This is a genomic window from Aquabacterium sp. A3 (assembly GCF_038069945.1).
In the GTDB taxonomy this organism is placed as follows: domain Bacteria; phylum Pseudomonadota; class Gammaproteobacteria; order Burkholderiales; family Burkholderiaceae_C; genus Aquabacterium.
Genome location: NZ_JBBPEV010000001.1, coordinates 547,609 through 574,561 on the forward strand (window position 1 = coordinate 547,609; position 26,953 = coordinate 574,561).

The 26,953-nt window shown below is 63.5% G+C and carries 24 protein-coding genes; 11 read left to right on the forward strand and 13 right to left on the reverse strand.

The features are described 5' to 3' along the window. Window positions 1-44: 44 nt before the first annotated feature. The 7 genes from ahr to aceA all read right to left on the reverse strand — a co-directional run bounded on the left by ahr (window position 45) and on the right by aceA (window position 7,204). On the reverse strand, window positions 45-1,088 hold the full coding sequence (ahr, locus tag WNB94_RS02380; RefSeq protein WP_341388133.1) for an NADPH-dependent aldehyde reductase Ahr: 1,044 nt from the start codon (window positions 1,086-1,088) through the stop codon (window positions 45-47). 10 nt (window positions 1,089-1,098) lie between these two features. Next, window positions 1,099-2,136, reverse strand: coding sequence for a phenylalanine--tRNA ligase subunit alpha (locus WNB94_RS02385; protein WP_341388135.1), 1,038 nt, complete (start codon window positions 2,134-2,136; stop codon window positions 1,099-1,101). A 121-nt stretch (window positions 2,137-2,257) separates the two neighbouring features. Continuing rightward, window positions 2,258-2,617, reverse strand: coding sequence for a 50S ribosomal protein L20 (gene rplT / locus WNB94_RS02390; RefSeq protein ID WP_341388136.1), 360 nt, complete (start codon window positions 2,615-2,617; stop codon window positions 2,258-2,260). A gap of 54 nt (window positions 2,618-2,671) precedes the next feature. Continuing rightward, entirely contained in the window at window positions 2,672-2,875 is a 204-nt protein-coding gene (gene rpmI, locus WNB94_RS02395) for a 50S ribosomal protein L35 (protein ID WP_161650429.1), read from the reverse strand. A 146-nt stretch (window positions 2,876-3,021) separates the two neighbouring features. Then, window positions 3,022-3,570, reverse strand: a complete 549-nt coding sequence (gene infC / locus WNB94_RS02400) for a translation initiation factor IF-3 (protein WP_341389920.1) — start codon at window positions 3,568-3,570, stop codon at window positions 3,022-3,024. A gap of 108 nt (window positions 3,571-3,678) precedes the next feature. Beyond that, window positions 3,679-5,598 (reverse strand): threonine--tRNA ligase, encoded by a 1,920-nt coding sequence (gene thrS / locus WNB94_RS02405; RefSeq protein ID WP_341388138.1) that lies wholly within the window; start codon window positions 5,596-5,598, stop codon window positions 3,679-3,681. Window positions 5,599-5,887: 289 nt separating this feature from the next. Next, window positions 5,888-7,204: an isocitrate lyase gene (gene aceA / locus WNB94_RS02410; protein ID WP_341388139.1), complete on the reverse strand. Its 1,317-nt coding sequence runs from the start codon at window positions 7,202-7,204 to the stop codon at window positions 5,888-5,890. A 159-nt stretch (window positions 7,205-7,363) separates the two neighbouring features. Between aceA and prsT the strand changes: the two genes are divergently transcribed. Together prsT and WNB94_RS02420 are read left to right on the forward strand one after the other, a co-directional pair. Beyond that, entirely contained in the window at window positions 7,364-10,171 is a 2,808-nt protein-coding gene (prsT, locus tag WNB94_RS02415; protein WP_341388140.1) for an XrtA/PEP-CTERM system TPR-repeat protein PrsT, read from the forward strand. A 123-nt stretch (window positions 10,172-10,294) separates the two neighbouring features. After that, window positions 10,295-11,095 carry a PEP-CTERM sorting domain-containing protein gene (locus WNB94_RS02420; RefSeq protein ID WP_341388141.1) on the forward strand — a complete coding sequence of 267 codons (801 nt, stop codon included), beginning with the start codon at window positions 10,295-10,297 and terminating at the stop codon, window positions 11,093-11,095. A gap of 83 nt (window positions 11,096-11,178) precedes the next feature. Here WNB94_RS02420 and ppa read toward each other — a convergent pair whose 3' ends face one another. Continuing rightward, window positions 11,179-11,715, reverse strand: a complete 537-nt coding sequence (gene ppa, locus WNB94_RS02425; RefSeq protein WP_341388143.1) for an inorganic diphosphatase — start codon at window positions 11,713-11,715, stop codon at window positions 11,179-11,181. Between the two features lie 246 nt (window positions 11,716-11,961). Between ppa and WNB94_RS02430 the strand changes: the two genes are divergently transcribed. The 3 genes from WNB94_RS02430 to WNB94_RS02440 all read left to right on the forward strand — a co-directional run bounded on the left by WNB94_RS02430 (window position 11,962) and on the right by WNB94_RS02440 (window position 14,265). Next, a complete protein-coding gene (locus WNB94_RS02430; protein ID WP_341388144.1) occupies window positions 11,962-12,510 on the forward strand; it encodes a phasin family protein in 549 nt (182 codons plus the stop codon). A gap of 215 nt (window positions 12,511-12,725) precedes the next feature. Further along, window positions 12,726-13,475 carry a leucyl/phenylalanyl-tRNA--protein transferase gene (gene aat / locus WNB94_RS02435; RefSeq protein WP_341388145.1) on the forward strand — a complete coding sequence of 250 codons (750 nt, stop codon included), beginning with the start codon at window positions 12,726-12,728 and terminating at the stop codon, window positions 13,473-13,475. Window positions 13,476-13,497: 22 nt separating this feature from the next. Then, window positions 13,498-14,265 (forward strand): arginyltransferase, encoded by a 768-nt coding sequence (locus WNB94_RS02440; protein ID WP_341388147.1) that lies wholly within the window; start codon window positions 13,498-13,500, stop codon window positions 14,263-14,265. Window positions 14,266-14,303: 38 nt separating this feature from the next. Here the strand turns inward: WNB94_RS02440 and WNB94_RS02445 are convergent, their stop codons facing one another. Beyond that, complete coding sequence (locus WNB94_RS02445) at window positions 14,304-14,939, reverse strand: SIMPL domain-containing protein (protein WP_341388149.1); 636 nt, start codon at window positions 14,937-14,939, stop codon at window positions 14,304-14,306. A gap of 306 nt (window positions 14,940-15,245) precedes the next feature. On the opposite strand from WNB94_RS02445, the gene ompR reads away from it, so the two are divergent. Continuing rightward, complete coding sequence (gene ompR, locus WNB94_RS02450) at window positions 15,246-15,983, forward strand: osmolarity response regulator transcription factor OmpR (RefSeq protein ID WP_341388151.1); 738 nt, start codon at window positions 15,246-15,248, stop codon at window positions 15,981-15,983. A 3-nt stretch (window positions 15,984-15,986) separates the two neighbouring features. Next, entirely contained in the window at window positions 15,987-17,315 is a 1,329-nt protein-coding gene (locus tag WNB94_RS02455; RefSeq protein ID WP_341388153.1) for a sensor histidine kinase family protein, read from the forward strand. An 18-nt stretch (window positions 17,316-17,333) separates the two neighbouring features. Here WNB94_RS02455 and ispF read toward each other — a convergent pair whose 3' ends face one another. Together ispF and WNB94_RS02465 are read right to left on the reverse strand one after the other, a co-directional pair. Beyond that, entirely contained in the window at window positions 17,334-17,822 is a 489-nt protein-coding gene (ispF, locus tag WNB94_RS02460) for a 2-C-methyl-D-erythritol 2,4-cyclodiphosphate synthase (RefSeq protein WP_341388154.1), read from the reverse strand. 68 nt (window positions 17,823-17,890) lie between these two features. Continuing rightward, entirely contained in the window at window positions 17,891-19,252 is a 1,362-nt protein-coding gene (locus WNB94_RS02465) for a hypothetical protein (RefSeq protein WP_341388155.1), read from the reverse strand. Window positions 19,253-19,521: 269 nt separating this feature from the next. Here WNB94_RS02465 and WNB94_RS02470 point away from each other — a divergent pair, with 269 nt between their 5' ends. The 3 genes from WNB94_RS02470 (at window position 19,522) to WNB94_RS02480 (ending at window position 21,950) form a co-directional block, all read left to right on the forward strand. Continuing rightward, a complete protein-coding gene (locus WNB94_RS02470; RefSeq protein ID WP_341388156.1) occupies window positions 19,522-20,724 on the forward strand; it encodes an ammonium transporter in 1,203 nt (400 codons plus the stop codon). 66 nt (window positions 20,725-20,790) lie between these two features. Further along, entirely contained in the window at window positions 20,791-21,129 is a 339-nt protein-coding gene (locus WNB94_RS02475; protein WP_341388157.1) for a type II toxin-antitoxin system Phd/YefM family antitoxin, read from the forward strand. A gap of 131 nt (window positions 21,130-21,260) precedes the next feature. Beyond that, a complete protein-coding gene (locus tag WNB94_RS02480; protein WP_341388158.1) occupies window positions 21,261-21,950 on the forward strand; it encodes an ATPase in 690 nt (229 codons plus the stop codon). Here the strand turns inward: WNB94_RS02480 and ispD are convergent. Further along, on the reverse strand, window positions 21,895-22,647 hold the full coding sequence (gene ispD, locus WNB94_RS02485) for a 2-C-methyl-D-erythritol 4-phosphate cytidylyltransferase (protein WP_341388160.1): 753 nt from the start codon (window positions 22,645-22,647) through the stop codon (window positions 21,895-21,897). The two genes, WNB94_RS02480 and ispD, sit on opposite strands and share 56 nt — an antisense overlap. Window positions 22,648-22,739: 92 nt before the next feature. On the opposite strand from ispD, the gene mfd reads away from it, so the two are divergent. Beyond that, a complete protein-coding gene (mfd, locus tag WNB94_RS02490) occupies window positions 22,740-26,234 on the forward strand; it encodes a transcription-repair coupling factor (RefSeq protein WP_341388161.1) in 3,495 nt (1,164 codons plus the stop codon). A gap of 2 nt (window positions 26,235-26,236) precedes the next feature. Here the strand turns inward: mfd and WNB94_RS02495 are convergent, their stop codons facing one another. After that, window positions 26,237-26,905, reverse strand: a complete 669-nt coding sequence (locus tag WNB94_RS02495) for a TfoX/Sxy family DNA transformation protein (RefSeq protein ID WP_341388163.1) — start codon at window positions 26,903-26,905, stop codon at window positions 26,237-26,239. Window positions 26,906-26,953: the final 48 nt, after the last annotated feature.

Here is a 26,953-nt window from a genome sequence, read left to right on the forward strand (position 1 = left end):
AGAAGATCCTCGGGGATTCGGTTCAGTGCTTGTGACAGCTCAACTCATGGCGCCGCATCGGCGTCCAGCACCACGCGGTAGCGGGCCTTGCCGGCGCGCAGGTGGTCCAGGGCCTCGTTGATGCGGCTCATGGGGTAATGTTCGGTTTGGGGCTCGATGCCGTGGCGGGCGGCAAAGGCCAGCATGGTGTCGATGTCCTGTCGCGAGCCGGTGGGCGAACCCGACACGCTGCGCTGCCCACCGATCAGCGGGAAGGCCTCGACCTCCATGGGCTGCGGCAGGATGCCGACCAGGTGCAGGCGGCCATTGGGCGCCAGCGTGCTCATCAGCGCCTTCCAGTTCAGCATGACGTTGACGGTGACGAGCACCATGTCCAACTGACCAGCCACGGCCTTCATCGATTTGGGATCGGTGCTGGAGACCACGCGATGCGCGCCCAGTGCCATGGCCTCGTCACGCTTGGACTCGCTGGAAGTGAAGGCCGTGACCTCACAGCCCCAGGCCCGCGCGAACTTCAAGGCCAGGTGGCCCAGCCCCCCAATGCCCACCACGCCCACGCGGTGCACGGGCTTGATGTTGTGGGTGAGGAAGGGCGAAAACACCGTGATGCCACCGCACAGCAGCGGGCCGGCCTTGGCCGGGTTCAGGCCTTCGGGGATGGGGCAGGTCCACAGCCAGTGCGCCCGCACCCGATCGGCAAACCCACCATGGTGGCCCACGATGGTGGGCTGCCCGGCGCGGCACAGTTGCGGCTCGCCACCCAGGCAACTGGCGCAGGCCATGCAGCTGGCGGCCATCCAGCCCACGCCCACCTTCTGGCCCAGCTTCAGGCCCTTGGTCTGGCCGCCCAGGGCCACCACGGTACCCACCACCTCGTGCCCACCCACGATCGGGTAGGCCGAGAATCCCCACTCGTTGTCGATCAGGGACAGGTCGGAATGGCACAGGCCACAGTGCTCCACCTGAATTTCCACTTCCTCCACACCCAGAGGGCCGGGCTCAAAAGTGAACGGCGTCAGAGGCTTGGCGGCCTCGTGGGCGGCCCAGGCGCGGATGGTGGTGGCGGGGGTGGCACTGGTGGTGGTCATGCGGGCATCCTCAGTTGAATTGCTGCAAGAAACGCAGGTCGCCTTCGTAGAACAAACGAAGGTCGTTCACACCATAGCGCAACATGGTCAGGCGGTCCGGGCCCAGGCCAAATGCAAAGCCGATGTAGTGCTCCGGGTCCAGCCCAAAGTTGCGCACCACATTCGGGTGCACCTGGCCGGCACCGCCCACTTCCAGCCACCGGCCCTTCAAGGGGCCCGATGAAAAGGCAATGTCCACCTCAGCCGACGGTTCGGTGAAGGGGAAGAACGAGGGGCGGAAGCGGATGTCCAGCTCGTCGGTCTCGAAGAAGGTGCTGAAGAAATCGCCCAGCACCGCCTTGAGGTCGGTGAAGCTGACGCTCTCGCCAATCCACAGGCCTTCGCACTGATGGAACATGGGCGAGTGCGTGGCATCGCTGTCCACCCGGTAGGTGCGCCCTGGTGCGATCACTCGGATCTCGGGCATGCGCTCGCCGCGCGCCAGGGCCTCGGCATGGTCGCGCACGTGCTGCATGGCGTAACGCACCTGCATCGGGCTGGTGTGCGTGCGCAGCAGGTGACCGCCTTCCACGTAGAAGGTGTCGTGCATGGAGCGCGCCGGGTGGTCTTCAGGCGTGTTCAGCGCGGTGAAGTTGTGCCAGTCGGTCTCGATCTCCGGGCCGTCAGCCACGGCAAAGCCCATGGAGCCAAAAATGGCCTCCAGGCGCTCAATGCTGAGCGAGACAGGGTGCAAACCGCCCTCGCCTCGGCGGCGCCCCGGCAAGGTCACGTCCAGTCGCTCGGCCTGCAGTTGCTGGGCCAGCTCGGCATCGGCCAGGGCTTGACGCCGGGCGTTCAGCAAGGCCTCGACCTGCTGCTTGGCCTGGTTGATGGCCGCGCCGCGGGTTTTCTTGTCCTCAGGGCTGAGGGCGGCCATACCCTTGAGCAGCTCGGTCAGGCTGCCGGACTTGCCCAGAAAGCGGGCCTTGGCGTTTTCCAGGTCGGCCGGGGTGGCGGCTTCAGCGAAGGCGGCCTGGGCCGATTGCACCAGTTGATCGAGGTCGTTCATGGATTCGTGTCGAAAAAAAAGGCCAACCGTGGGGTTGGCCTTTGGATCACCGGCCACCGGGTTGCCCACGGTGACGGCCGGTGCAGCATCTTGCTGTCTGCTGATCGTTCTGGCTGCCCGTTCAGGCGGCCAGTTGAGCCTTGGCCTTTTCCACGATGCTGGCAAATGCAGCGGGATCGTTGACGGCCAGATCAGCCAGGACCTTGCGGTCGATTTCGATCTGAGCCTTCTTGATGCCAGCCATGAAGCGGCTGTAGGTCAGGCCCAGCGAACGGCTGGCGGCGTTGATACGAGCGATCCACAGACGGCGGAACTCGCGCTTCTTGGCGCGACGGTCACGGTAGGCATATTGACCTGCCTTCATGACCGCCTGTTTGGCGATGCGGTAGACGTTCTTGCGACGACCACGGAAACCCTTGGCCAGGGCGAGAACTTTCTTGTGACGAGCGCGGGCTGTTACACCACGTTTGACGCGAGGCATGAGTGACTCCTTCGGCGTTGACTATCTGGACAAAAAGACGACGTGCTCAGCCGATCACAGGCCGGCAAACGGCAGCATCTGAGCCATGTGGCCCATGTTGCTGTCATGCACGTTCACAGCACCACGCAGGTGACGCTTGTTCTTCGTGGTCTTCTTGGTCAGGATGTGACGCTTGAAGGCTTGACCGCGCTTGACGGTACCACCTGGACGCACACGGAAACGCTTGGCAGCGCTCTTCTTGGTCTTCATCTTGGGCATGTTGATGCTCCTTATGGTTTGTTCCTACCAGGCGCCCGAAATACCACTTCCGGGTCTTGATGGCCTGCAGGCACTTGGATCCCGGATGGGGCGACCAAACCCCACCAGGGTGATGGCCCCGGTTGCCCGGCGCCATGTTCACAAAATCACTTCTTCTTCTTCGGGCCGAGCACCATGATCATCTGGCGCCCTTCCAGCTTGGGCATGTTCTCGACCACCGAGACATCCGTCAGGTCATCGCGCACACGCTCAAGCAGGCGCATGCCCAATTCCTGGTGCGTGATCTCGCGACCACGGAACCGCAGCGTCACCTTGCCCTTGTCGCCTTCTTCCAGGAAGCGCCGCAGGTTGCGCAGCTTGATCTGGTAGTCGCCCTCGTCCGTACCTGGGCGGAATTTGATTTCCTTGACCTCGATGACCTTTTGCTTCTGCTTGGCATCGTGGGCCTTCTTTTGTTCCTGGTACTTGAACTTGCCGTAGTCCATCAGGCGGCAGACCGGCGGATCGGCCTGGGCCGAGATTTCGACCAGATCCACGTCGGCCTCGCCAGCCATGCGCAAGGCTTCCTGGATGCTGACGATGCCCAGCGGTTCGTTCTCAGGCCCGTTCAGACGGACTTCGGGTGCGGTGATTTCGCGGTTCAGCCGGTGCTTGCGTTCGTCGTTGCGCGTCCGGCGGTCGAAAAAGTTAGCGATGTCGAATTCCTCAGGCCACGGGCTTTTGCCCGAACCGGTTAACCAAGTTCACACGCGCCCAACGCGAAGGGGCGCCTCGTCCATTCCTGCCGGACAAAGCGCGGCCCCTCAGGCCTTGCTGGCGATGTCTTGAGAGATCTTCAGGGAGAAGTCGTCGAGTGACATCACACCGAGGTTCTGATTGCCCCGGGCGCGCACGGCGATGGTGCCGTCAGCCTTCTCCTTGTCACCGACAACGATGAAGTACGGCACCTTCTGCAATGCATGTTCGCGGATTTTATACGTGATTTTTTCGTTGCGCAAATCCAACTGAACCCTAAGTCCTTGTTTCTGCAACGTTTTGGCAATCTCTTGCGCGTAATCGGCCTGCGCATCGGTGATGTTGAGCACCACAGCCTGCACCGGCGACAGCCAAACCGGCAAGGCGCCGGCGTGCTGCTCGATCAAAATGCCGATGAAACGCTCCAGCGAACCCAGGATGGCGCGGTGCAGCATCACCGGGTGCTTGCGATCGCTGGATTCGGTCACGTACTCGGCGCCCAGGCGCTCAGGCATCGAGAAGTCAACCTGGATGGTGCCGCACTGCCAGTGGCGGCCCAGCGCGTCCTTCAGCGTGTACTCGATCTTGGGGCCATAGAAGGCACCATCGCCTGGGGCGATGGTGAACTCGCTGTTCGTGGCTCGCAGGGATTCCATCAAGGCGTTCTCGGCCTTGTCCCACACCTCGTCGGAGCCGATGCGCTTCTCGGGCCGCGTGGCCACCTTGTAGATGATGTCGGTGAAGCCGAAGTCGGCATACACCTTCTGCAGCAGGGCCGTGAAGTCCACGCACTCCTGCAGGATCTGGTCTTCGGTGCAGAAGACGTGGCCGTCGTCCTGCGTGAAGCCGCGCACGCGCATGATGCCGTGCAGGCCGCCCGTGGGCTCGTTGCGGTGGCACTGACCGAACTCGCCGTAGCGGATGGGCAGGTCGCGGTAGCTCTTGATGCCTTGATTAAAGATCAGGATGTGGCCGGGACAGTTCATCGGCTTGAGCGCGTAATCGCGCTTTTCCGACTCGGTGGTGAACATGTTCTCGCGGTACTTGTCCCAGTGGCCGGTCTTCTCCCAAAGCGTCTTGTCGATGATCTGCGGGCCCTTGACCTCCTGGTAACCGTTGTCGCGATACACCTGGCGCATGTACTGCTCCACCGCTTGCCACACCGTCCAGCCCTTGGGGTGCCAGAACACGACGCCAGGGGCGTGCTCGTCGATGTGGAACAGGTCAAGTTCGCGGCCCAGCTTGCGGTGGTCACGCTTCTCGGCCTCTTCCAGGCGGGTCAGGTACAGCTGCAGGTCGTCCTTGCTGGTCCAGGCGGTGCCGTACACGCGCTGCAATTGCTCGTTGCGGTGGTCGCCGCGCCAGTAGGCACCGGCCACCTTCATCAACTTGAAGTGCTTGAGCTTGCCGGTGCTGGGCACGTGCGGGCCGCGGCACAGGTCGGTGAAGGCGCCTTCGCTGTAGAGCGACACGTCCTGGTCGGCCGGGATGCTCTCGATGATCTCGGCCTTGTAGTGCTCGCCCAGGCTTTTGAAGTACGCCACAGCCTCATCGCGCGGCAGCACCTTGCGCTCGACCTTCTCATCCTTCTTGGCCAGCTCGCCCATCTTCTTCTCGATGGCTTCGAGGTCTTCGGGCGTGAAGGGGCGCTTGTAGGCGAAATCGTAATAGAAGCCGTCTTCGATGGTCGGGCCGATGGTGACCTGCGCCTCGGGGAAGAGCTCCTTGACCGCATAAGCCAGCAGGTGCGCGGTGGAGTGACGGATGATGTCCAGGCCGTCAGCGTCCTTGTCGGTGACGATAGCCAACTGCGTGTCACCGTCGATGCGGTAGGAGGTGTCGACCAGGCGGGCGGCGTCGCCCTGCCCCACCCGGCCGGCCAGCGCGGCCTTGGCCAGGCCGGTGCCAATGGAAGCAGCGACTTCGGCCACGGTAACCGGTTGAGGAAATTCTCGCTTCGAGCCGTCGGGCAGTTGGATGGAGATCATGGGTGCTCAGCGTTGTGTTGATGGCAATAAAAAAGCGCGGTGGGCGCCGCGCTTTCTCAGGAAGACAAGATGCGAAAGCAGCGGCCAGCCGACTAGACCTCGGACGAGGTGAGCGTGGTGGTCGAAGTTCGCGGTGTCATAACCGAGCGTGCCTTTCTACGTTCCTTACCAGCGAGCCCATGAAGGGCGAACAATGGACTGAAATTATAAGGCCTGCAATGAAAACGGCGCCCGCAGGCGCCGTCTTTGTTCAAGCCGGTCAGGCAACGGGCCTTGCGGCCCGCGCAGATCAGTGGAACTGTTCTTCTTCGGTCGAGCCGGTCAGGGCCTTCACGGAAGACGAACCACCTTGGATCACGGTGGTCACGTCGTCGAAATAGCCTGCGCCCACTTCTTGTTGGTGCGACACGAAGGTGTAACCCTTTTCGCGAGCAGCGAATTCGGGCTCTTGCACCATGTTGACGTAGTGCTTCATGCCTTCGCCGCGGGCGTAAGCGTGGGCGAACTGGAACGTGTTGTACCAGTTGACGTGGATACCAGCCAGGGTGATGAACTGGTACTTGTAGCCCAGCGCCGACAGGTCTTCCTGGAAGGAGGCGATCTGCGAGTCGTTGAGGTTCTTCTTCCAGTTGAAGGAAGGCGAGCAGTTGTACGACAGCAGCTTGCCGGGGCAGGCAGCGTGCACGGCTTGGGCGAATTCACGGGCGAAGCCGATGTCAGGCACGCCGGTTTCACACCACACCAGGTCAGCGTAGGGGGCGTAAGCCACGCCACGGCTGATGGCCTGCTCCAGGCCGTTCTTCACGCGGTAGAAGCCTTCTTGGGTGCGCTCACCGGTGATGAAGGGCTTGTCGTTGTCGTCGCAGTCGCTGGTCAGCAGGTTGGCTGCTTCAGCGTCGGTGCGGGCCAGAACGATGGTGGGCACGCCCATCACGTCGGCAGCGAAACGAGCAGCGATCAGCTTCTCGATGGCTTCACGGGTGGGAACCAGCACCTTGCCGCCCATGTGACCGCACTTCTTCACAGCGGCCAGCTGGTCTTCGAAGTGCACGCCGGCCGCGCCAGCGGCGATCATGTTCTTCATCAGTTCGAAGGCGTTCAGAACGCCACCGAAACCGGCTTCAGCGTCAGCAACGATGGGCAGGAAGTAGTCCACAAAACCTTCGTCACCGGGGTTGACGCCGCGGCCCCACTGAATTTCGTCAGCGCGCTTGAAGGTGTTGTTGATGCGGCGAACCATGGTGGGCACCGAGTCGTACGCGTACAGCGACTGGTCGGGGTACATGGTCTCAGACGTGTTGCCGTCGGCAGCAACCTGCCAGCCCGACAGGTACACGGCCTCCAGGCCAGCCTTGGCCTGTTGCATGGCTTGACCGGCGGTGATGGCGCCGAAAGCGTTCACGTAGCCCTTCTTGGCACCGCCGTTGACCTTTTCCCACAGCTTTTCAGCGCCGCGCTTGGCCAGGGTGTACTCAGGCTGCAGGCTGCCGCGCAGGCGAACCACGTCAGCGGCAGAGTAGCCGCGCTTGACGAGCTTCCAACGGGGGTTTTCGGCCCAGTCTTTTTCCAGGGCAGCGATTTGCTGTTCACGGGTGAGTTGAGTCATGACGATCTCCGGGGGTTGGTGGGAGGTGCTAGAAAACCCGCAATTGTAGTCACAACTGAGGCGAACAGCAAAGACTTATGTCTTATATAAGACACCCACCAAATCGGTGGTTTCAGCCGTGATGGACACGAGTCCCTCCACTTGGCCCAAAATCGGGCCATGCTTAGCCCAGCCACCCAACGCCCCCTGTCCGTCCGCTCTGCCGCCTGGCTGACCGCCCTCTTGATGAGCGTGGCCGGTCACGCCAGCGGAAAAAGCTTTTATGAAGACGCGCTCCAGCGCTACGAGAACAAGGACTACGACGGCGCCATCATTCAGCTGAAAAACGCCCTGCAGAAAGAGCCCAATCAACTGGCGATCCAGTTCCAGATGGGGCTGGCCTTGCAGCAGACCGGCGATGCCGTGGGCGCAGAAGAAGCCTTGAGCGAGGCGTTGCGCCTGGGCATCAGCCGATCGGAAGTCGTGGTGCCCCTGGCGCAGACCTTGGTAGACCAAGGCCGACAGCGTGAAATGCTGGCCCACCCGCAACTCCAGCCCTCGGGATTGCCCGACAGGGTCACCCAGGAGTTGTTGCTGGTGCGCGCCAGGGCCTGGATGGACATGGGCTCGGCCCGCGAAGCACTGTCTTCCATCCAGCAAGCCCGAGCCATCGACCCCAGACAGGCTGAGAGCTGGCTCACGGAAGTACCTTTGCGCATCCGCAATGGGCAGTTTGATCTGGCCATGCAGGCGGCGAACCGGGCACTCGAATTGTCCCCCGGGGATGCCGAAGCCTACTATGTTCGCGGCTCCGTGCACCACAGCGAAGGCCGCCTGGGACCGGCCATGGCCGACTACGAGCAGGCCCTCACCCTGGAGCGCGGCCACCGCGAGGCCCTGGTGGCCAAAGCGGGCCTGCAGATTGACAAAAAAGACTGGGCCGCCGCCCAAGAGACGCTGGCCCGGCTGAAAGAAAGCTCCCCCCGGGAGCCCAGAGGGGCTTACCTCAGGGCCTTGCTGGCACAGCAACAGGGCCGCACCGATGAAGCCCGCGCGGCGCTGCAGGAAATCACCAGGCTCGTAGACCCTGTGCCGGTGAATTTCCTGCGCTTTCGTCCTCAGACGCTGATGCTCAATGGCCTGGCGCACCACGGCCTGGGACAGTGGGCCAAGGCACGGCAGTACCTGGAAGCGGTGCTGAAGATTCAACCTGGCAGTCCCGCCGTGCGGGTGGTGGCCGGGATTCACCTGAAGGAGCGCAACCCGGCTGCGGCCGTCCCGCTGCTGGAAGCCTATTTGCGCGCGCACCCGGACGACGGCATGGCGCTGACCTTGTTGGCGGCCGCCAACCTGGCCCAAGGCAAGTCGGCACGCGCCAGCCGCCTGCTGCAGGAGGCCTTGACCAAGGAAGATCGCCCGGAGTACCGCACCGCCCTGGGTCTGAGCTTCTTGCAAAGCGGTCAGCAGGCCGAAGCCATGAGCGAGCTTGAGAACGCCTGGCGCCGAGATCCCAAGCAATTGCAGGCGGGCATGGCGCTGGCCAACCTGTACTCCCGGCAAGGGCAGCACAAAGAGGCACTCAAGGTCAGCAAGGAGTTGGTCAAACGCCACCCCGAACATGCGCCTTTGCAGAGCCTGCTGGGCGATCTGCAAATGAAGGCCGGCCTCGCCGAGGAGGCGCGCAAGTCTTACGAAAGAGCCATGTCGCTGGCCCCCGACATGGCGGGCCCACAGTTGCAACTGGCCCGCCTGGACGTTCAGGCAGGCCAACTGGACGCGGCAGAGAAACGCCTCAATGACATGTTGCGCGAATCACCCCGGTTCAGCGACGCCATGGCCGAACTGGCCCGCATCCATGAGCGTCGCGGGCGCAACGATGAGGCCTTGCGGTGGCTGTTGCGTGCCCGCGAGACCAGCACCAAAGGTGATCTGCGCTGGAACCTGGCCCTGATGGAGTGGCACATGCGCCAGGGGCGCCTCAAAGACGCCCTGGAAGAGGGCAAGATTGCGCTGGCCAAGCAGCCCGAAAGCATCCCGGCGCTGCTGCTGCACGCCCGGATCCAGCTCGGCCTTGGCGACGCGCCTGGGGCGCGCGCAACGCTGGGCTCCGCCACCCGATTTGCAGAGTTCAACGCCAACACCCTCACCGAGGTGGCCCAGTTGCAATTCATGGCTGGCGACGTGGACGGTGCCGCCTACAGCCTGGAGAAGGCACTGAGCGACACCCCAGAGCACCTGGCAGCCCAATCCATGATGGTGCAAATCGAACTGCGCCGGGGCAATACCGCGCAGGCGGAGGCCAGAGCCCGACAAGTCATCAAACAGTACCCCAAGAACGCCGCCGGCCATGGCCTGCTGGGTGATGTGGCCCTGAGCCGCAACGACCTGCCCCAGGCGGTGGCGGCCTACCGCCAGGCGCACCAGGTCGAACCTTCCAGCGTGACCACCGTGGCCCTGACTGGATCGCTGGCGCGCATGGACGCCCGGCCGGAAGCCGTCAAAATTGCACAGCAGCGACTGAAGCAGGCCCCCAGAGACCTGGCCACCCGCATGACGCTGGGCCACCTGCACGCCCAGATGGGGCGCTACGCCGACGCTGCGGCCGTCTACCGAGAGGTGGTGAAACAACGCCCGCGGCACGTCGAAGCGCTCAACAGCCTGGCCAATGCCCTGCTCAAGCTCAATCATCCGGAAGCGTTGGCCACGGCCCGGGCGGCGCATGAACTGGCCCCGGAGAACCCGATGGTGATCGACACCTTGGGCTGGGTGTTCTTTAAGCAGGGAAAATTCGAGGAGGCACTCCCCCTTTTGCGGGATGCCCGACTGAGGGCCCCAGGCAACGCCGAGATTCGATACCACCTAGCCAGGGTGTTGACGGCGACTGGCAGAAAGAGCGAAGCTAAGCGTGAATTGCAAGAAGCGTTGCGACTTGCTACAAAATTCGAAGGTGCCGACGACGCGAGAGCACTGCTGCAATCGTTGCAGTGAGCCCGCCAGTTGGCGCCGGATTCTGGTCACGTGCTTGAAATTTCATCAAAACGACGCTTTTAAAGGGTCTGATTGCTTTGGTATCAAGCGCAACACCATGATTCAACTTGCTTTTTGAACATCATGAAAAAATCAGCCCTTCAATCTCTGCTGGCCTTTGGTGTCTTCGCTGCCACCTTCGTGTCGCCAGCCTTGGCCGCCACCGACTGGAGCGCCAACTTCGGAGGGTGCGCACAAGGCACGATCGCCAGCGCAGGCAACTGGAGCAGCTCGCTGAACGCATCGTGCCCCCTCGAACAGGGGGGTGTGGACGTGAAGGCTGGTGCCATCGCCTGGAGCAGCTCGGCCTCGCCGAGCAACGCCGCCGTGGTGTCGTACGGCACCAGCGGCCTGGGCGTGATCTCGTCGCTCGACTCTGGCGCTACCGGCTCGCACGCCATTGACAACATCGGCCTGATGGATTCACTGGTCCTGAAGTTCAGCGACAACGTGTCCATCAATTCCGTGAAGGTGGGCTGGAATGCCACCGACTCGGGCACCAGCAACAGCTCCGGCACCTACAACGACTCCGACCTGGCCGTGCTGGCCTGGGTGAGCGCCGACCCTGGCGACAATGCCAAGCCGCTGGACCTGACACCCTGGAGCGGCTGGCAGCTGGTGGCCAAGGTGCCCAACATCGGGTCACTGTCTGGCAATCAGGCCAGCTTCAGCAACGGCGGCATCACCTCCAGCTACTGGATGATCGCCGCGTACACATCGGGTGATTACTGTGCTGACGCCTTCAAGCTGCTGGCGGTGGCAGGCACCAAAAGCGACACCACCACGCCGCCTGGCAACCAGGTGCCCGAGCCTGCCTCGCTGGCCCTGCTGGGCGCGGTGGCCGTTGGTCTGGGTCTGAGCCGTCGGCGGCGTCAGGGCACCTGAGCCGACCGGCGCAGCAAAAAGCCCCGCATCGCGGGGCTTTTTTCATGGCCCCACCAACGGGGGCCAGGAGCGACTCAGCGCCATCAGTGGCCCTTGTCCGCAAAGGCCTTCAAGCCCGTGCGCACCTCGTCCTTGGCGGCTTCGATGCCATCCCAGCCCACGACCTTCACCCACTTGCCGGGCTCCAGATCCTTGTAGTGCTCGAAGAAGTGCTTGATCTGGCTCACCAGCAGTTCGGGCAGGTCTTCCATCGACTGGATGCCCTTGTACATGGCGCAGATCTTCTCGGTGGGAACAGCCACCAGCTTGGAGTCACCGCCGGCCTCGTCTTCCATTTTCAGGATGCCCAAAGGACGGCAGGGAATGACCACGCCGGGCTGCAGCGGGAACGGCGTGACCACCAGCACGTCCACGGGATCACCGTCGGCGGCGATCGTCTGGGGCACGTAGCCGTAATTGCAGGGATAGTGCATGGACGTGCCCATGAACCGATCCACGAAGACGGCACCGGTTTCGTGATCGATCTCGTACTTGATCGGATCAGCGTTGGCAGGAATTTCGATGATGACGTTGAAGACATCAGGCGCCTTGGCGCCAGCAGGTACGTTCAGCAGGCTCATGGAGGGGCTCAACAAGTTGTAGATCGGTTCAAGCCCTCAAGTGTAGGCCAGGCGACCCTGTGTTGGACACCACGCGCGCAGCTTGACACCCCGTTCGCGGAGGTGGCCAGCACGACAGAAACACTTTTTTGCTGCGCCGCACAAAAAACACTTGCAATCCGATTCAGGATCCATATACTAAGAGTCATGTTGCAACGCAGCATTCATGCAACAAGCCACTGATCATCAACCTTGACGGAGATCCACATGCTGACCGCTGAACAACTGATGGCCGCCCACAAAGCCAACATCGCCACCCTGTTTGACCTGAGCCAAAAGGCTTTTGAAGGCGTGGAAAAGCTGGTCGAACTGAACATGCAGGTTGCCAAGACCTCGATGGACGAAGCTGCCGAGCATGCCAAGGCCGTGATGGCTGCCAAAGATCCTCAAGAACTGATGGCGCTGCAGGCTTCCCTGCTGCAGCCCTCGGCTGAGAAGGCTGCCGCTTATGGCCGTCATCTGTACGACATCGCCTCGAGCACCGGCAGCGAAGTGAGCAAGCTGGCCGAGTCCCAAGTGGCAGATGCCCAGAAAAAGTTCATGTCGGTGGTGGACAACGCCGTCAAGAATGCCCCTGCCGGCACTGAAAACGCTGTGGTGCTGGTGAAGTCGGCTGTGGCCGCCGCCAACAACGCTTTCGACTCGGTTCAAAAAGCCGCCAAGCAAGCCGCCGACGTGGCTGAAGCCAACTTCCAGGCCATCACCAGCACGGCCGTGAAGGCTTCGCAAGCCGCCAAGCCTCGCAAGGCTGCTTGATCCTGCAGGGACACTGCGCTGCCCTTCGGCTTACACAACTTTGCATTGCAAGCCGACCGCCAGCCTGAACTGTCTGTCCCTGGAAGGATCACACGGATGCCGCCCTGGACAAGCGGCACTCCCTGAAAGGTTGTCTCCTCGGTACCCCATGAACCTTTCTAAGGTACCTTTCAAGCCCGGTGGTTCTGCCATCGGGCTTTTTTTATGATTGGCAGATGATTCCCTGGCTGGACGCAGACACCCCGTTTCCCGACACCCGCGAGGCCCTGGGCCCTGGGTCGGAGGCCCCTGGCCTGCTGGCGGTCGGTGGTGGGTTGAGCACGACGCGATTGCGTCAGGCCTACCGCCGGGGCATCTTTCCCTGGTTCAGCGAAGGACAGCCCGTGCTGTGGTGGAGTACCGCGCCCCGCATGGTGCTGCCAGTGGATGAATTCAGGGTGTCGCGCTCGCTGCGCAAGACCTTGCGCAAGTTCGTGCGCAGTCCGGGCCATGAAGTGAGGGTGGACCACGCCTTCGACCTGGTGCTCAATTTGTGCGCCGGCACACCGCGTGAAGGGCAATCGGGCACCTGGATCGTGCCGGAAATGCAAGCCGCCTACCGCGCCTGGCACCGCGAAGGCGATGTTCATTCTTTTGAAACCTGGGTGGATGGGCGCCTGGTGGGTGGGCTGTACGGCGTGTGTCAAGGCCGCATGTTTTACGGCGAGTCCATGTTCAGCCTGCAAGCAGACGCATCGAAGATTGCGCTGGCGGCCTTGGTCGGTTTCTGCAAGACCCAGGGAATTGCCCTGATCGATTGTCAGCAGCAAACACGTCATCTGGGGTCATTGGGCGCACGCCCCTGGCCCAGAGAACGCTTCGAAGCGCACCTCAGACAGGTGGTTGATCTGCCACCGCCCACAGAATGGTCCTATGATCTGTCGGACTGGATGAGCGAGGATGTTGCCACCGCCGTGGCCCCCTGAACTGCGACCTCATGAGCTGCCCGTGACCCACCTCAAAGACCTTCCGCTGGCGTCCCTGCAGTTCTACGCCACCGCACCCTACCCGTGCAGTTACCTTGAAGGCAAAACGGCACGTTCGCAGGTGGCCACGCCCAGCCACATCATCAATGCCGATGTGTACTCCGGCCTGGTCGCCAACGGCTTTCGCCGCAGCGGCATGTTCACCTACCGGCCATACTGTGACGGATGCCGTGCCTGTGTGCCCCTGCGCATCCCTGTAGACCGGTTCAAGGCCAACCGCAGTCAGCGCAGAGCATGGCGAGACCACCAGGACCTGGAGGCACGCGTGCTGCGCTTGTGCTTCACCCCCGAACACTACCAGCTGTACCTGCGCTATCAAGCTGGGCGCCATGCGGGTGGTGGCATGGACCATGACTCGGTGGATCAGTATTCCCAGTTCCTGCTGCAAAGCCGGGTGAATTCAAGGCTGGTGGAATTCAGAACACCACCGCAGGCCGGCGAAAGCGTGGGCGCCTTGAAGATGGTCTCGATCCTGGACATCCTCAATGACGGGCTGTCGGCGGTCTACACCTTCTATGAGCCCGAGGATGGCCGCAGTTACGGCACCTACAACATCCTGTGGCAGATCGAACAGGCACGCGCCCTGGGGCTGTCCAACCTGTACCTGGGCTACTGGATTGCCGACAGCCGCAAAATGGCCTACAAGTCGCAGTTCCATCCACATCAGTTGCTGGTCGGCGGACAGTGGCAGGATGCCGCTGGCCCGCTGTTTTCCAGCACGGCCGGCTGAGGGGCGGCGGACCACGCCTCAGCCAGCCTGAAAGAGGCTCATGGGCTGAGGATGACCGTGCCGCTGACGGTGACGCTCAGGGTGCCCTTGCCCGGCTCCACGGGCAGTGGTGCATCGGCCGCCTCCATGGCCTTGGCCCGCATCGCCATCATGGGCGCACGATACTGCACACCAGGATCGGTGGACGACACCGAAATCTCGCCAAGGCTGTAGCCCTTGAAACCAAAGGCCTGAGCCATCTCTTGTGCCCGACTTTTGAACTGCCGGATGGCTTCTTGTGTGAGCGCAGACTCCTGGCGCTCGCGCAGGGCCCTGGACAGGCCGTACTGCACCTGCCCCACCTGCAGCGTGCCCAGACGGCCCACTGTCTGGGCGATGCGGGCACCGTCCGTGCCCTCCAGCACCAGCTGGGCGCTGCCCTGCCAGCCGGCAATGCGCCCTTGGTTGCTGTAGCGGGGCTGCACCGAGAAACCACTGGTTCGCACCTCCATGCCCTCGTGTCCTTTTGCCGCCTTGCGGGCCTCGGCCAGGGCGGTGTCCAGCGCCTGCCGCACGGCCTGCTGAACCTCGTTGGCCTGGGTGCCGTCGCGCTGCACATGCATGGTCACGCTCATCCAGTCTTGCGTGAGTTCTTCAGAGGCCGAGGCGCTGAAACTGATGGTGTTGGCGCGCACGGACGCCTCCTGAGCCGACGCCCCTGCCCACGGCAGCGACAAGGCGGACCAGACACAGCCGAGCCACAAGACTTGACGCGCACGTTGGCTGAAATGAACTTGATGCATGGGTTCCCCACAACATTGAGATGAAGTCTTAACGCTCGAACGGCTGCAACGGTGGACCGCGCGCACCACGCGCAGGTGTACAGACTTGACGCAGCTTCGATCCAGCCGCAATATTTGTAACAAGCGGTCAGGCAAGCCCGAAATCACGCCCAAAACCTGCGCACAATCCGCGCTTGTTACAAATGCCGAGGAAGATCCATGACCTCCGTTTCCAGCAACCCGCGGCCCGATCGGGTCCTCGTCGTCGATGACGATGCGCGCATCAGAGACCTGCTGCGCCGCTACCTGAGCCAGGAGGGCTTTGACGTGCTGCTGGCAGAAGATGCCAAGGCACTGAACCGCCTGCTCACGCGTGAAACGGTCGACCTCATCGTGCTGGACCTCATGCTGCCCGGCGAAGATGGTTTGTCCATTTGCCGACGCCTGCGCGCCGCCAATGACATCACCCCCATCATCATGCTCACGGCCAAGGTGGAGGATGTGGACCGCATCGTCGGTCTGGAGGTCGGCGCCGATGATTACCTGCCCAAGCCCTTCAATCCACGAGAACTGCTGGCGCGCATCCATGCGGTCTTGCGTCGCCGCCCCGCCCCTGAGGCGCCTGGCGCACCAGCCAAAGAAGCGCAAACGGTGGCCTTCGGGCCATTCGAGTTCGATCTGGCGCTGCGCCGTCTCAGCAAGGAAGGCGAGCCCATTGCACTGACAACGGGTGAGTTCTCCATGCTCAAGGCCCTGGTGCGACACCCGCGTCAGCCCTTGAGCCGCGACAAACTCGCCCAACTGGCGCGCGGGCGCGAGTTCGAGCCCTTTGACCGCAGCCTGGACGTTCAGATTTCGCGGCTGCGCAAGATGATCGAGCCCGATCCTGCACAACCTCGCTACATTCAAACCGTCTGGGGCGTGGGTTATGTGTTTGTGCCGGATGGCGGGGCCTGATCAATGCCGCGCAAGCGCTTCGCGCTGAGTCTGTTCTGGCGAACCTTCATCCTGCTGGGTCTGCTGCTGATCGCCGGCATCGTGGCCTGGGTGCAAACGTTTCGGGCCCTGGAGTTCGAACCCCGCTCGGTCCAGGCGGCCCAGCAGATTGCCAGCCTGGTCAACCTCACGCGGGCGGGTTTGCGCTATGCCGACAGCATCAACCGGGTGACCCTGATCAAGACCCTGTCAGATCAGGAATCGTTGGTGCTCAAGCCACGCGAACCCACAGACCAGTGGGAGGCGTTCGAAGTCAGCCGATTCAGCCGAGCGATTGGCGAAGAGTTGCGCTCTCGACTGGGGCCCAACACCGTGGTGGCCGGCAGCGTCAATGGCGTGCCGGGCTTGTGGGTGGGCTTTCAGATCGAACGGGACGCCTACTGGCTGCAAGCCGACACGCGGCGCATCGAGCCCATGACCGGGCGCACCTGGTTTGTGTGGGTGGGCATTGCCATGGTGGCCACGCTGCTGGGCTCGGCCGTGATCGCCCGCCTCATCAACCAGCCCTTGAAAGAACTCTCGTTCGCGGCCAGCCGCATACGAGAGGGTGAATACGACTCTGTGCTGGATGAGTCCATGATCACGCGCGAGATTCGTGAGGTGAACCAGGGCTTCAACCGCATGGCGCGCGAGCTGGCCAAGGTGGAAGAAGACCGTGCCGTGATGCTGGCAGGCATCTCGCATGACCTGCGCACCCCGCTGGCCCGCATGCGCCTGGAGGCCGAGATGAGCGTGGTGGATGAAGAGGCCAAGCGCAACATGGCCGCCGACATCGACCAGCTCGACGCCATCATCGACAAGTTCATGGACTACGCCCGGCCAGGCGAGGTCGAGCTGGTGCCTGTGCACCTGTCATCGGTGGTGGACAAGGCCATCAGCCAGTTCCGTGACACCAAGCGCATCCGCATCACGGCCAAACTGCCCATCGACACACGGGTGATGGCCGATGAAACCGAACTCAGCCGTGTGCTGACCAACTTGTTTGAGAACGCTCGCCGTTATGGGCGCAACACCTACACCGGCGTGACCAACGTCGAGGTGAACTACACGCGCTCAGGCTCGTGGGTGGTGCTCAGCGTGCGCGACCATGGGCCTGGCGTGGCGGTTGAAAAGCTGGCCCAGTTGACCACCCCCTTCTTCCGGGGAGACGCTGCGCGCACGGCCGCCACTGGCGCAGGCCTGGGCCTGGCCATTGTGGAAAAGGCGTTGCAACGCATGGGTGGCGGCTTTGAGCTGGCCAACGCCCAGGGGGGCGGCCTGGTGGCCCACATCAAACTCAAGCGCGCCGCCTGATCGATCGGCGCAAGGGCCTCAGGCTGCCGCCAGCAAACAGACTGCGCGCGCCTCGATGGAGCGGCCTTCGCCCACGGGGCCCATTTTTTCTGCCGTCTTGGCCTTGACGTTGACATGCGCCGTGGGGACGCCCAAGGCCTCGGCAATGTGAGTGCACATGGCGGGAATGTGGGGCGCCATTTTCGGGGCCTGGGCCACGATGGTGGCGTCGACATTGACCACCGTCCACCCTGAGGCCCTGACCCTGGTTGCGGCCTCGCGCAGCAACACCACCGAGTCGGCCCCTTTGAAAGCCGGGTCGGTGTCAGGGAAGTGCCGACCGATGTCGCCCAAACCTGCAGCGCCCAGCACCGCATCCGTAATGGCGTGCAAGAGCGCGTCGGCATCAGAGTGCCCCAGCAGACCATGGGTATGAGGGATGGTGACACCACCCAGTATCAGCGGACGACCGATGACCAGGGCATGGGTATCCCAGCCCTCCCCGATGCGGAAAGGAAAGCCGTTCATGGGGCAACATTTTGACACGCCAAACTGGCGCACACCCGCGCGGGCTGCCCCGCTCAGGCCTCACCCCTTCACGGCCGTGTCAGCTCGTCGACGATGCGCAGGCAAGTGGCGTCCAGCGCCTGCAGGTGGGCGACGATCTCGTCTCGCGAGGCTTCGGCGCGCTCCCACATCACCGGCATGTAAATGCGGTCATCCAGTTCGACGATCATCTGGAGATGATCCAGGTTGGCAACGGCGGGCACCAGTTCGATCAGGCGAATGCGTGCATCTGGCGGCATCGCGCTGTTGGCGTTGCCGACATTGGTGGCATGGCAACTCTGCGGCATGGCGTTGCGCGCGCGCACGTTGCGCAGGATGCGGGTGAGCATCGTGCGCCCCAGGTAGGGCACGGCCTCGTAGAACAGATAAAGCCAGAAAGATTCACGCTGCTCGAACCTGCGCACGAACTCGTCTTGTTGCGCCTTGATGGAGGCAGCACGCTCGTGCAAGGTCTTGCGCCCTGATTCGATGATCAGGAAGGTGGCCACATGGTTGCCCCACAAGGGCCGGCTGGCCACGTCCGGCGCATGAAAACGCCTCAGGTCGATGGACGTGCGAATGACTGCGGCGGCGGCTGGATCGTGTGGCGCCTTGGCCAGGAAGGTTTCAGTCAGCACCAGCGTGATGAAGACATTCACGGACACCCCCAGGCTGCGGGCCGCCTGCCTCAGTGTGCTGGCAGGGACGGGCAACACGTAGTGCTTGACGCAATGGTAGGACGGCACGGTGCGCCAAGGGGTACCGACGCGTTGAATGTGCAGGGGCGCGAGCCGCTTGGCCAGCGCGACGGCGTGCCGGCGAGATCGCCACATCTGACGTGGCCACTGCCACCAATGAAGGGGCCGCACCGCATCAAGCAACGACGGTGCGTCCAGCGGTTGCTGGCTCATGGGGGGCCCGCCATTGAGGCGGTGCATGATCTCCGTGACCAGCCGCTGCATGGTGCGCCCATCGGCCAGCAGATGGTGAACCGACATGAACAACACAGGGGTGTGCGCATGGGGTATGTACCGAAAGCGGCACAGCAGACCACGCTCCATGGGCAGCACCTCGTTGACCAGCCTGTTTTGCTCGTCTTCGAGGGCCTCCCGGTCCCCGGCGTCAAGGTGCGCCTCCACACGCCAGGCCATGTCAAAGAGTTGATCAAGGATGTCGTCGTCTGGCAGCACGCGCAATCGGTGCAGGTGCCATCCGGGCTCGACAACAGCCCGCAGGCGGGGGAACGCAGACAGCAGCTCTCGCACCACCGCCCTGACCGTGTCGGCGGGTACCGGCGCGTCCAGCCGCATGAGGTAAGGCAGCATGGTGCTGCCCATCAGACCTTCAACCGACAGGTAGCCGTGTTCCGAATAGTTCAGCGCGATGACGCTGCCACCATGATCTCTTTGCATGACAAAGAACTCTACAGATTAAACATTCCAGATCATACGCACGACAAACTGATTCATGACACGGGCAGATCGAGCACGCGCCCCTGAAGGCACAAATGCGGTGCAACACAGCATGCGCGCACCATAAACGTGCAAACAATCCGTGGGCAAAGCGCGGCTGAGTGCCCCAATTCAGGCACATTTATTGCATTCATTTGGTGCGTGATCACCACCATGATGCGTTCTCGCATTGACGTGGTGCTTGTACTGTTCTTTCACGCATTCGAATCATGGAACAACTCAAACAAAGCGCCGATGCGCTTTTCATTCTGCTGGGCGCCGTGATGGTGCTGGCCATGCACGCAGGTTTTGCCTTCCTTGAACTGGGCACCGTGCGACACAAGAACCAGGTCAACGCCCTGGTCAAGATCCTGGTGGATTTCTGCGTTTCCACCCTGGTGTATTTTTTCGTGGGCTACACGGTGGCCTACGGCGTTGACTTCTTCGTTGATGCAGGCACCCTGGCCCAAGGCAATGGCTACGGCCTGGTGAAGTTCTTCTTTTTGCTGACGTTTGCGGCAGCCATCCCGGCCATCGTTTCTGGCGGCATTGCCGAACGCGCACGATTCGGCCCTCAACTGATGGCCACGGCCCTCATCGTGGGTATTTTTTATCCATTGTGCGAAGGCGCCATCTGGAACAACAAGTTCGGAGTGGCCGACTGGCTGCAATCGCTGGATGGCACCCCCATGCACGACTTCGCGGGCTCGGTGGTGGTCCATGCGTTCGGCGGCTGGATCGCTCTGCCTGCGGTGCTCATTCTGGGCGCCCGGCGCAACCGCTACCGCAAGGATGGCGCCATGTCGGCCCACCCACCGTCCAGCATCCCCTTCCTGGCCCTGGGCTCGTGGGTGCTGGCCGTGGGCTGGTTTGGCTTCAACGTGATGAGCGCACAGACCATCGACAAGATCTCCGGCCTGGTCGCCGTGAACTCGTTGATGGCGATGGTGGGTGGCACGCTGGTGGCGGTGATGATGGGTCGCAACGACCCGGGCTTTGCCTACAACGGTCCGCTGGCTGGCCTGGTGGCCGTCTGCGCGGGATCGGACATCATGCATCCCGCCGGCGCGCTGGTGGTGGGCGGCGTGGCGGGCGCCATCTTCGTGTGGCTGTTCACCCTGGTTCAAAACAAGTGGAAGATCGACGATGTGCTGGGTGTCTGGCCACTGCACGGTCTGTGCGGAGCCTGGGGCGGCATCGCTGCGGGCATCTTCGGGCAGACGGCGCTGGGTGGCATGGGCGGCGTGAGTTTGTTGACACAGACGGCCGGCACGGTGGGCGTAGTGTTGTTTGCCCTGGTGACGGGGGCGGTCGTCTATGGCCTGCTGAGCAAGGTCTGGGGGCTGCGCCTGACGCATGAGGAGGAATACGATGGCGCCGACCTGTCCATCCACCGCATCAAGGCCACCCCCGAGCACGACGCCAACTGGTGAGCCCCAGGTTGCAGAAAATGGCCATTTTGGCTAAAATGGCCAAACCATAGCTGAAGGCAGACCACGATGACCGCCCTGCACCTGCGTAACCCCCTGGGAAATGACGTTGATGTGCCCGAGTTCTCGGCCACCGAAGCCAAAAACAGTTTTGGCCGGGTGCTGGACACCGCCTTCAGTCAGGGCATGGTGGCCATCACCAAGCGCGATCGCCCCACCGCTGTGGTGTTGTCGCTGGACGCTTACCAGGCCCTTCTGGATGCCCGAGATCAGGCCTTGGGCAGCCTGAGCCACGAGTTTGATGCCTTGTTGCAGCACATGCAGAGTCCGGCATCCCGTCAGGGCATGATGGATGCGTTTGATGCCTCGCCCGATGCGTTGGGACAGGCGGCCTTGAATGCATCCTGAGCGTCGCAGCCCATCGACAGCACATTGACGATGTCCCCACGCCGCTGGCTGGGGCTGACCCCAAGCAAACCAAGGCGCACAGCAGGTGCGCCTTGTCGCTGATGAACTCAAAACACCCAGAGAGACCCCCTGTGGACACCCCGCACTGCCCCCGCCTGTTCGTGCTGGCGGGCACCAATGGCGCCGGCAAAAGCAGCATCGGAGGCGTCATGATCCGCGCCAGTGGCGCCCATTACTTCAACCCCGATGAGGCGGCCGCCCGCATCCGCGCGGCGCAGCCCCACCTGAGCAGCACACAGGCCAACAGTGCAGCCTGGCACGAAGGCAAACGTCTGCTGCAGCATGCGATTGCGCAGCGACTGGACTACAACTTCGAAACCACCCTGGGTGGGCAAAGCTTTGTCAGGCTGCTCAAGCAGGCGGCCGATGCGGGCTTTGAAGTGCGCATCTGGTACGTGGGGCTGTCCAGTCCTGAGCAGCACCTGGCGCGGGTCAAAGCGCGGGTGCGCAAGGGGGGACACGACATCCCTGAGACCGACATCCGGCGCCGATTCGACCAAAGCCGCCTGCAACTGATCAGCTTGCTGCCACACCTGAGGGAGCTGCGGGTCTATGACAACAGCGTCGAGGCCGACCCACAGCAGGGTCTGGCCCCCCGTCCGACACTGGTGCTGCATTGGCAAGCCGGGCGGGTGTTGGCGCCGGCCGACGCCGCCTCGCTGGCAACCACCCCAGACTGGGCCAAGCCCATCGTGATGGCGGCGCTCAAGCGCGTGTCGACAACAGGCGCTCGGCCAAAGCGAAATCGCCCGGCCACGTGAGCTTGATGTTTTCGAAGTCGCCGGTCACCAGGCGCGGCGTGTGGCCCAACATCTCGATGGCGCTGGCCTCATCGGTCACGGCCGCCGCCGTGGCGGGGTCGGACAAGGCCGCCGCCAGCGCGGGCTGAAGCAGGCCCAGGCGGAACATTTGTGGCGTCTGGGCGGCCCACTTGGCCGTGCGGTCCACCGTTTGCTGGGCGCGGGGCTCGCCCTGGGGGCCCGGGGCTGCGGCCTTCAGGGTGTCTGCCAGCGGCAGGGCCAGCAGCCCACCCACCTCATCGTCATCACAGGCCGCGATCAAACGATCAACCCACTCCGGGCGCAACAGGCAACGAGCCGCGTCGTGCACCAGCACCCAATCATGTGGATGGGCGCCGCGCGCCAGCAGTTCGTTCAGGCCGTTGGCCACACTCTCGGCCCGGCTGGCGCCACCCACGCGCGCCACCCAGGCCCGATCGCCCGTGAAGCCAGGGGCGTGCTGCTCGAAGGCCGCATCACCCGGCGACAACACCACCAGGGTGGCCGCCAGACGCGGCACGGCCTGCAAGGCTGCCAGGGTGTGCGCCACCACCGCCCGCCCAGCCACCGGGTGGTATTGCTTCGGCCCACCCACACCGGCACGCTCGCCCACGCCGGCACAGGGCACCAGGGCAAAACAACGGGGCTGAAACGTGGGTGACTCGACGGTGTATGACATGGCGTCATTCTCGCCCACCTACAATCAAGGCCACGTCGAACCGATTCGCCCGGCCACCCCTGTGCCCGGGCGCTTTGTCTTTTGTGAACGCCATGCTGCCCGCCCTGCCCCTGCCCTCGATCGCTCACGGCAAACGCCACACCGTGCCCCGCCCGACCGGCTCGGCCGACGCCCTGCTGCTGGCGCAGTTTGCGCTGGCTCGCAAAGCACAAGGCCAATTGACCGCACTGATGACGGCCGATCCAGCCGACGCCGTGCGGCTGCTGGACGAAATGGTCTTTTTTGCGCCCGGTCTGCGCTGCGCGGTGTTTCCAGATTGGGAAACGCTGCCCTACGACACGTTTTCGCCGCACCAGGACCTGATTTCGGAACGTCTGGCCACGCTGTGGCGCATGCAGCAGGGCGTGAAGGGCGAAGGCGACACGGGCGTCGATGTGGTGCTGCTGCCCGCCACCACCGCCCTGACCCGGCTGGCGCCACCGTCCTTCCTGGCGGCCTACACCTTCCATTTCAAGCAAAAGCAGAAGCTGGACGAGGCCGCGCTCAAATCCCAGCTCACGCTGGCGGGCTACAACCACGTCAGCCAGGTGGTGTCGCCGGGCGAATACGCCGTGCGCGGTGGGCTGATCGACCTCTTCCCCATGGGCTCGCCCGTGCCCTACCGGGTGGACCTGTTTGGTGACGAGGTGGATTCCATCCGCACCTTCGACCCCGACAGCCAGCGCAGCCTCTACCCCGTGCCCGAGGTGCGGCTGCTACCGGGCCGAGAGTTCCCGATGGACGAGACGGCGCGCGGTGCCTTCCGCGACCGCTGGCGCGAACGCATCGAGGGCGATCCGACCAAATCACGCATCTACAAAGACATCGGCAGTGGCGTGGCCACAGCGGGCATCGAGTACTACCTGCCGCTGTTCTTTGACGAGACGGCCACCTTCTTCACCCACCTGGGCGATCCGTCTCAAGGCGGCGCGGCCGTGGTGCTGCACGGCGACATCGACGAAGCGCTGCGCCGCTTCTGGACCGAAACGCGCGAGAGGCATCGCTTCCTGCAGCACGACCCCGAACGGCCCATCCTGCCACCCGAGGCCTTGTTCCTGAAGCCTGAAGACTTCTTCACCCTGGCCAACGCCCATGCGCAACTGGTGGTGCGCGGCAGCGAGCCGGTGGACTGGGCCCGCCCCCTGCCGGCGCTGAGCGTGGAGCGTGGCGGGCAAGACCCGCTGCGCAAGCTGGAGCAGCACATCGCCCAGACGCCCGCACGCGTGCTGGTGGTGGCCGAAAGCCCTGGCCGACGCGAAAGCCTGATGGAGTTGCTGCGCGACCACCGCATCGACCTGCCCAGCCTGGATGGCCTTCAGGCCTTCGTGGAGAGTGATCACCGCCATGCCATCACCGTGGCGCCTTTGGCGGCCGGCTTTATCTGGCACGACCCGGCCCAGCCCGAGCGTAGCCTGCACCTGGTGACGGAGACCGAGCTGTTCGACGCCGCCCCCGCCACGCGCCGACGCCGCAAGAACGACCAGGCCACCGACATCGACACCCTGGTCAAGGACCTGTCGGAACTCAACGTGGGCGACCCGGTGGTGCACAGCAACCACGGCATCGGGCGCTACCAGGGACTGATCAACCTGGACCTGGGCGAAGGGCCATCAGAGTTCTTGCACCTGGAGTACGCCGACAAGGCCGTGCTGTATGTGCCCGTGTCGCAACTGCACCTGATCAGCCGCTACACGGGGGTGAGCGCCGACGAGGCCCCGCTGCACAAGCTGGGCTCGCCGCAGTGGGACAAGGCCAAGCGCAAGGCCGCCGAGCAGGTGCGCGACACCGCAGCCGAGCTGCTCAACCTCTATGCCCGCCGCGCAGCCCGCGAAGGCCACGCCTTCCGCTTCAACGCGCAGGACTACGAGGCCTTTGCCACCAGCTTCGGCTTTGAAGAAACGCCCGACCAACGCGCCGCCATCCACGCTGTGGTGCAAGACATGATCAGCCCCCGCCCCATGGACCGCCTGGTGTGCGGCGATGTGGGCTTTGGCAAGACCGAAGTGGCCCTGCGCGCCATGTTCGTGGCCGTGACCAGCGGCAAGCAAGTGGCCCTGCTGGCGCCCACCACCCTGCTGGCCGAACAGCATTACAACAACATCTCGGATCGTTTTGCCCAATGGCCGGTGAAGGTGGCCGAGATGTCGCGCTTCAGATCGGCCAAGGAAATCAAGCAGGCGATGCAAGGCATCGAAGACGGCACCATCGACATCGTGGTGGGCACCCACAAGCTCTTGAGCGACACCGTGAAGTTCAAGCGCCTGGGCCTGCTCATCATCGACGAAGAACACCGTTTCGGCGTGCGCCACAAAGAGGCCATCAAGGCCATGCGCGCCGACATCGACGTGCTCACGCTCACGGCCACACCCATCCCTCGCACCCTGGGCATGGCGATGGAGGGCCTGCGTGATTTGAGCGTGATCGCCACCGCACCCCAGCGCCGCCTGGCCATCAAGACCTTTGTGCGCAGCGAAAACTCCAGCGTCATCCGCGAGGCCGTGCTGCGTGAGCTCAAACGCGGTGGCCAGGTCTACTTCCTGCACAACGAGGTGGACACGATCGAGAACCGGCGCGACAAACTGCAGGAACTCATCCCGGAGGCCCGCATCGGCGTGGCCCACGGCCAGATGCCCGAGCGTGAGCTGGAGCGCGTCATGCGCGACTTTGTGGCCCAGCGCCACAACGTGCTGTTGTGCTCCACCATCATCGAAACCGGCATCGACGTGCCCAGCGCCAACACCATCGTGATGAGCCGCGCCGACAAGTTTGGCCTGGCGCAGCTGCACCAGCTGCGTGGCCGCGTGGGGCGCTCGCACCACCAGGCTTACGCCTACCTGCTGGTGCCCGATGTGGAAGGCCTGACCAAGCAGGCCGCGCAGCGCCTGGACGCCATCCAGAGCATGGAAGAGCTGGGCAGCGGCTTCTACCTGGCCATGCACGACCTGGAGATCCGAGGCGCCGGCGAGGTGCTGGGCGACAACCAGAGCGGCAACATGATGGAGGTGGGCTTCCAGCTGTACAACGAGATGCTGGGCGAGGCCGTGCGCGCCCTCAAGTCAGGCAAAGAGCCGGATCTGCTCTCGCCCTCAGGCTTGTTTGGCAGCAACACCGACATCAACCTGCACGCCCCCGCCTTGCTGCCCGATGCGTATTGCGGCGATGTGCATGTGCGCCTGAGCCTGTACAAGCGCCTGGCCACGGCCGACTCGGTCGACAAGATCGAGACCATGCTGGAAGAGATCGTGGACCGCTTTGGCAAGCTGCCGGCCCAGGCGCAAACCCTGTTCGACACCCACAAGCTGCGTGTGCTGTGCAAGCCCTATGGCGTGATCAAGATCGACGCGGCCCCCGGCGTGATCAACGTGACCTTCCGTCCCAACCCGCCGGTGGACCCGATGCGCATCATCGAGCTGGTGCAAAAGAACCGCCACATCAAGCTGGCCGGCAACGAGAAGCTGCGCATCGAAAAAGAGTTGAAAGACCCGAAGGACCGCGCGCAGTACGTGCGCGAGCTGATGCGGCAGCTGGGGCAACCGCTGGCGTCCTGAACTCAATCAGACAGGCGTTCCAGGTCTTCCAGGGCCATGAGCAGGCTGACGCGATCGGTCTCGGCCACCTGCTGCCAGGGCCGGCCGCTCAGCGCGCCCTCCAGGGCCCACAGCAGGTTGAGTGACGCCCTTGAACCGCACACGCGACGTGTGGCCAGGTAGGCGCGCACCGCCCCCAGCTCACGCAGTTGCGCCTCGGTGTGGATGCCGGCCTGTGCCAGCATGGCGCCACTGGCAGCCCCCAGATTGCGCAGGCCAGCAACGCCCGCCGAGGGCGCCACCGTTGCCGGTGAGCTGGCCTTGCGCCCCGGGCGGCGAGCGCCTTGCGCCCGCAGCGCCGCCTCATACCCACGCTGAGCCCACACGGCCATGGCATCGAGGTCTTCATATGCTTCGGCAGGGGCCTCGTGGTAGCGCAACTGCCCCGTCTTGCCCGCCTTGGTGACGTAGCTGAAGGCTTTCAGCCCGTGCTGGTCAAAGGCAGCCTGGTTCTGATCATCCACCTTGAAGTACAGGCGCTCGTCCAGCACCAGGGCAAACATCAAGCCCTCGCGGTACAGCCCGTGCCCACCAAACATGGCGCGCGAGCGCACCGGGCCGAACCGTTTCATCAGATCGACCAGGTGCTGAACAAAGGCCGCCCGGGCGGCGGCGGTGCTGGCGGTGCTCATGCGCCCATTGTGGCGCCGATGGATGAAACAGCGATAATCGCGGCTTCG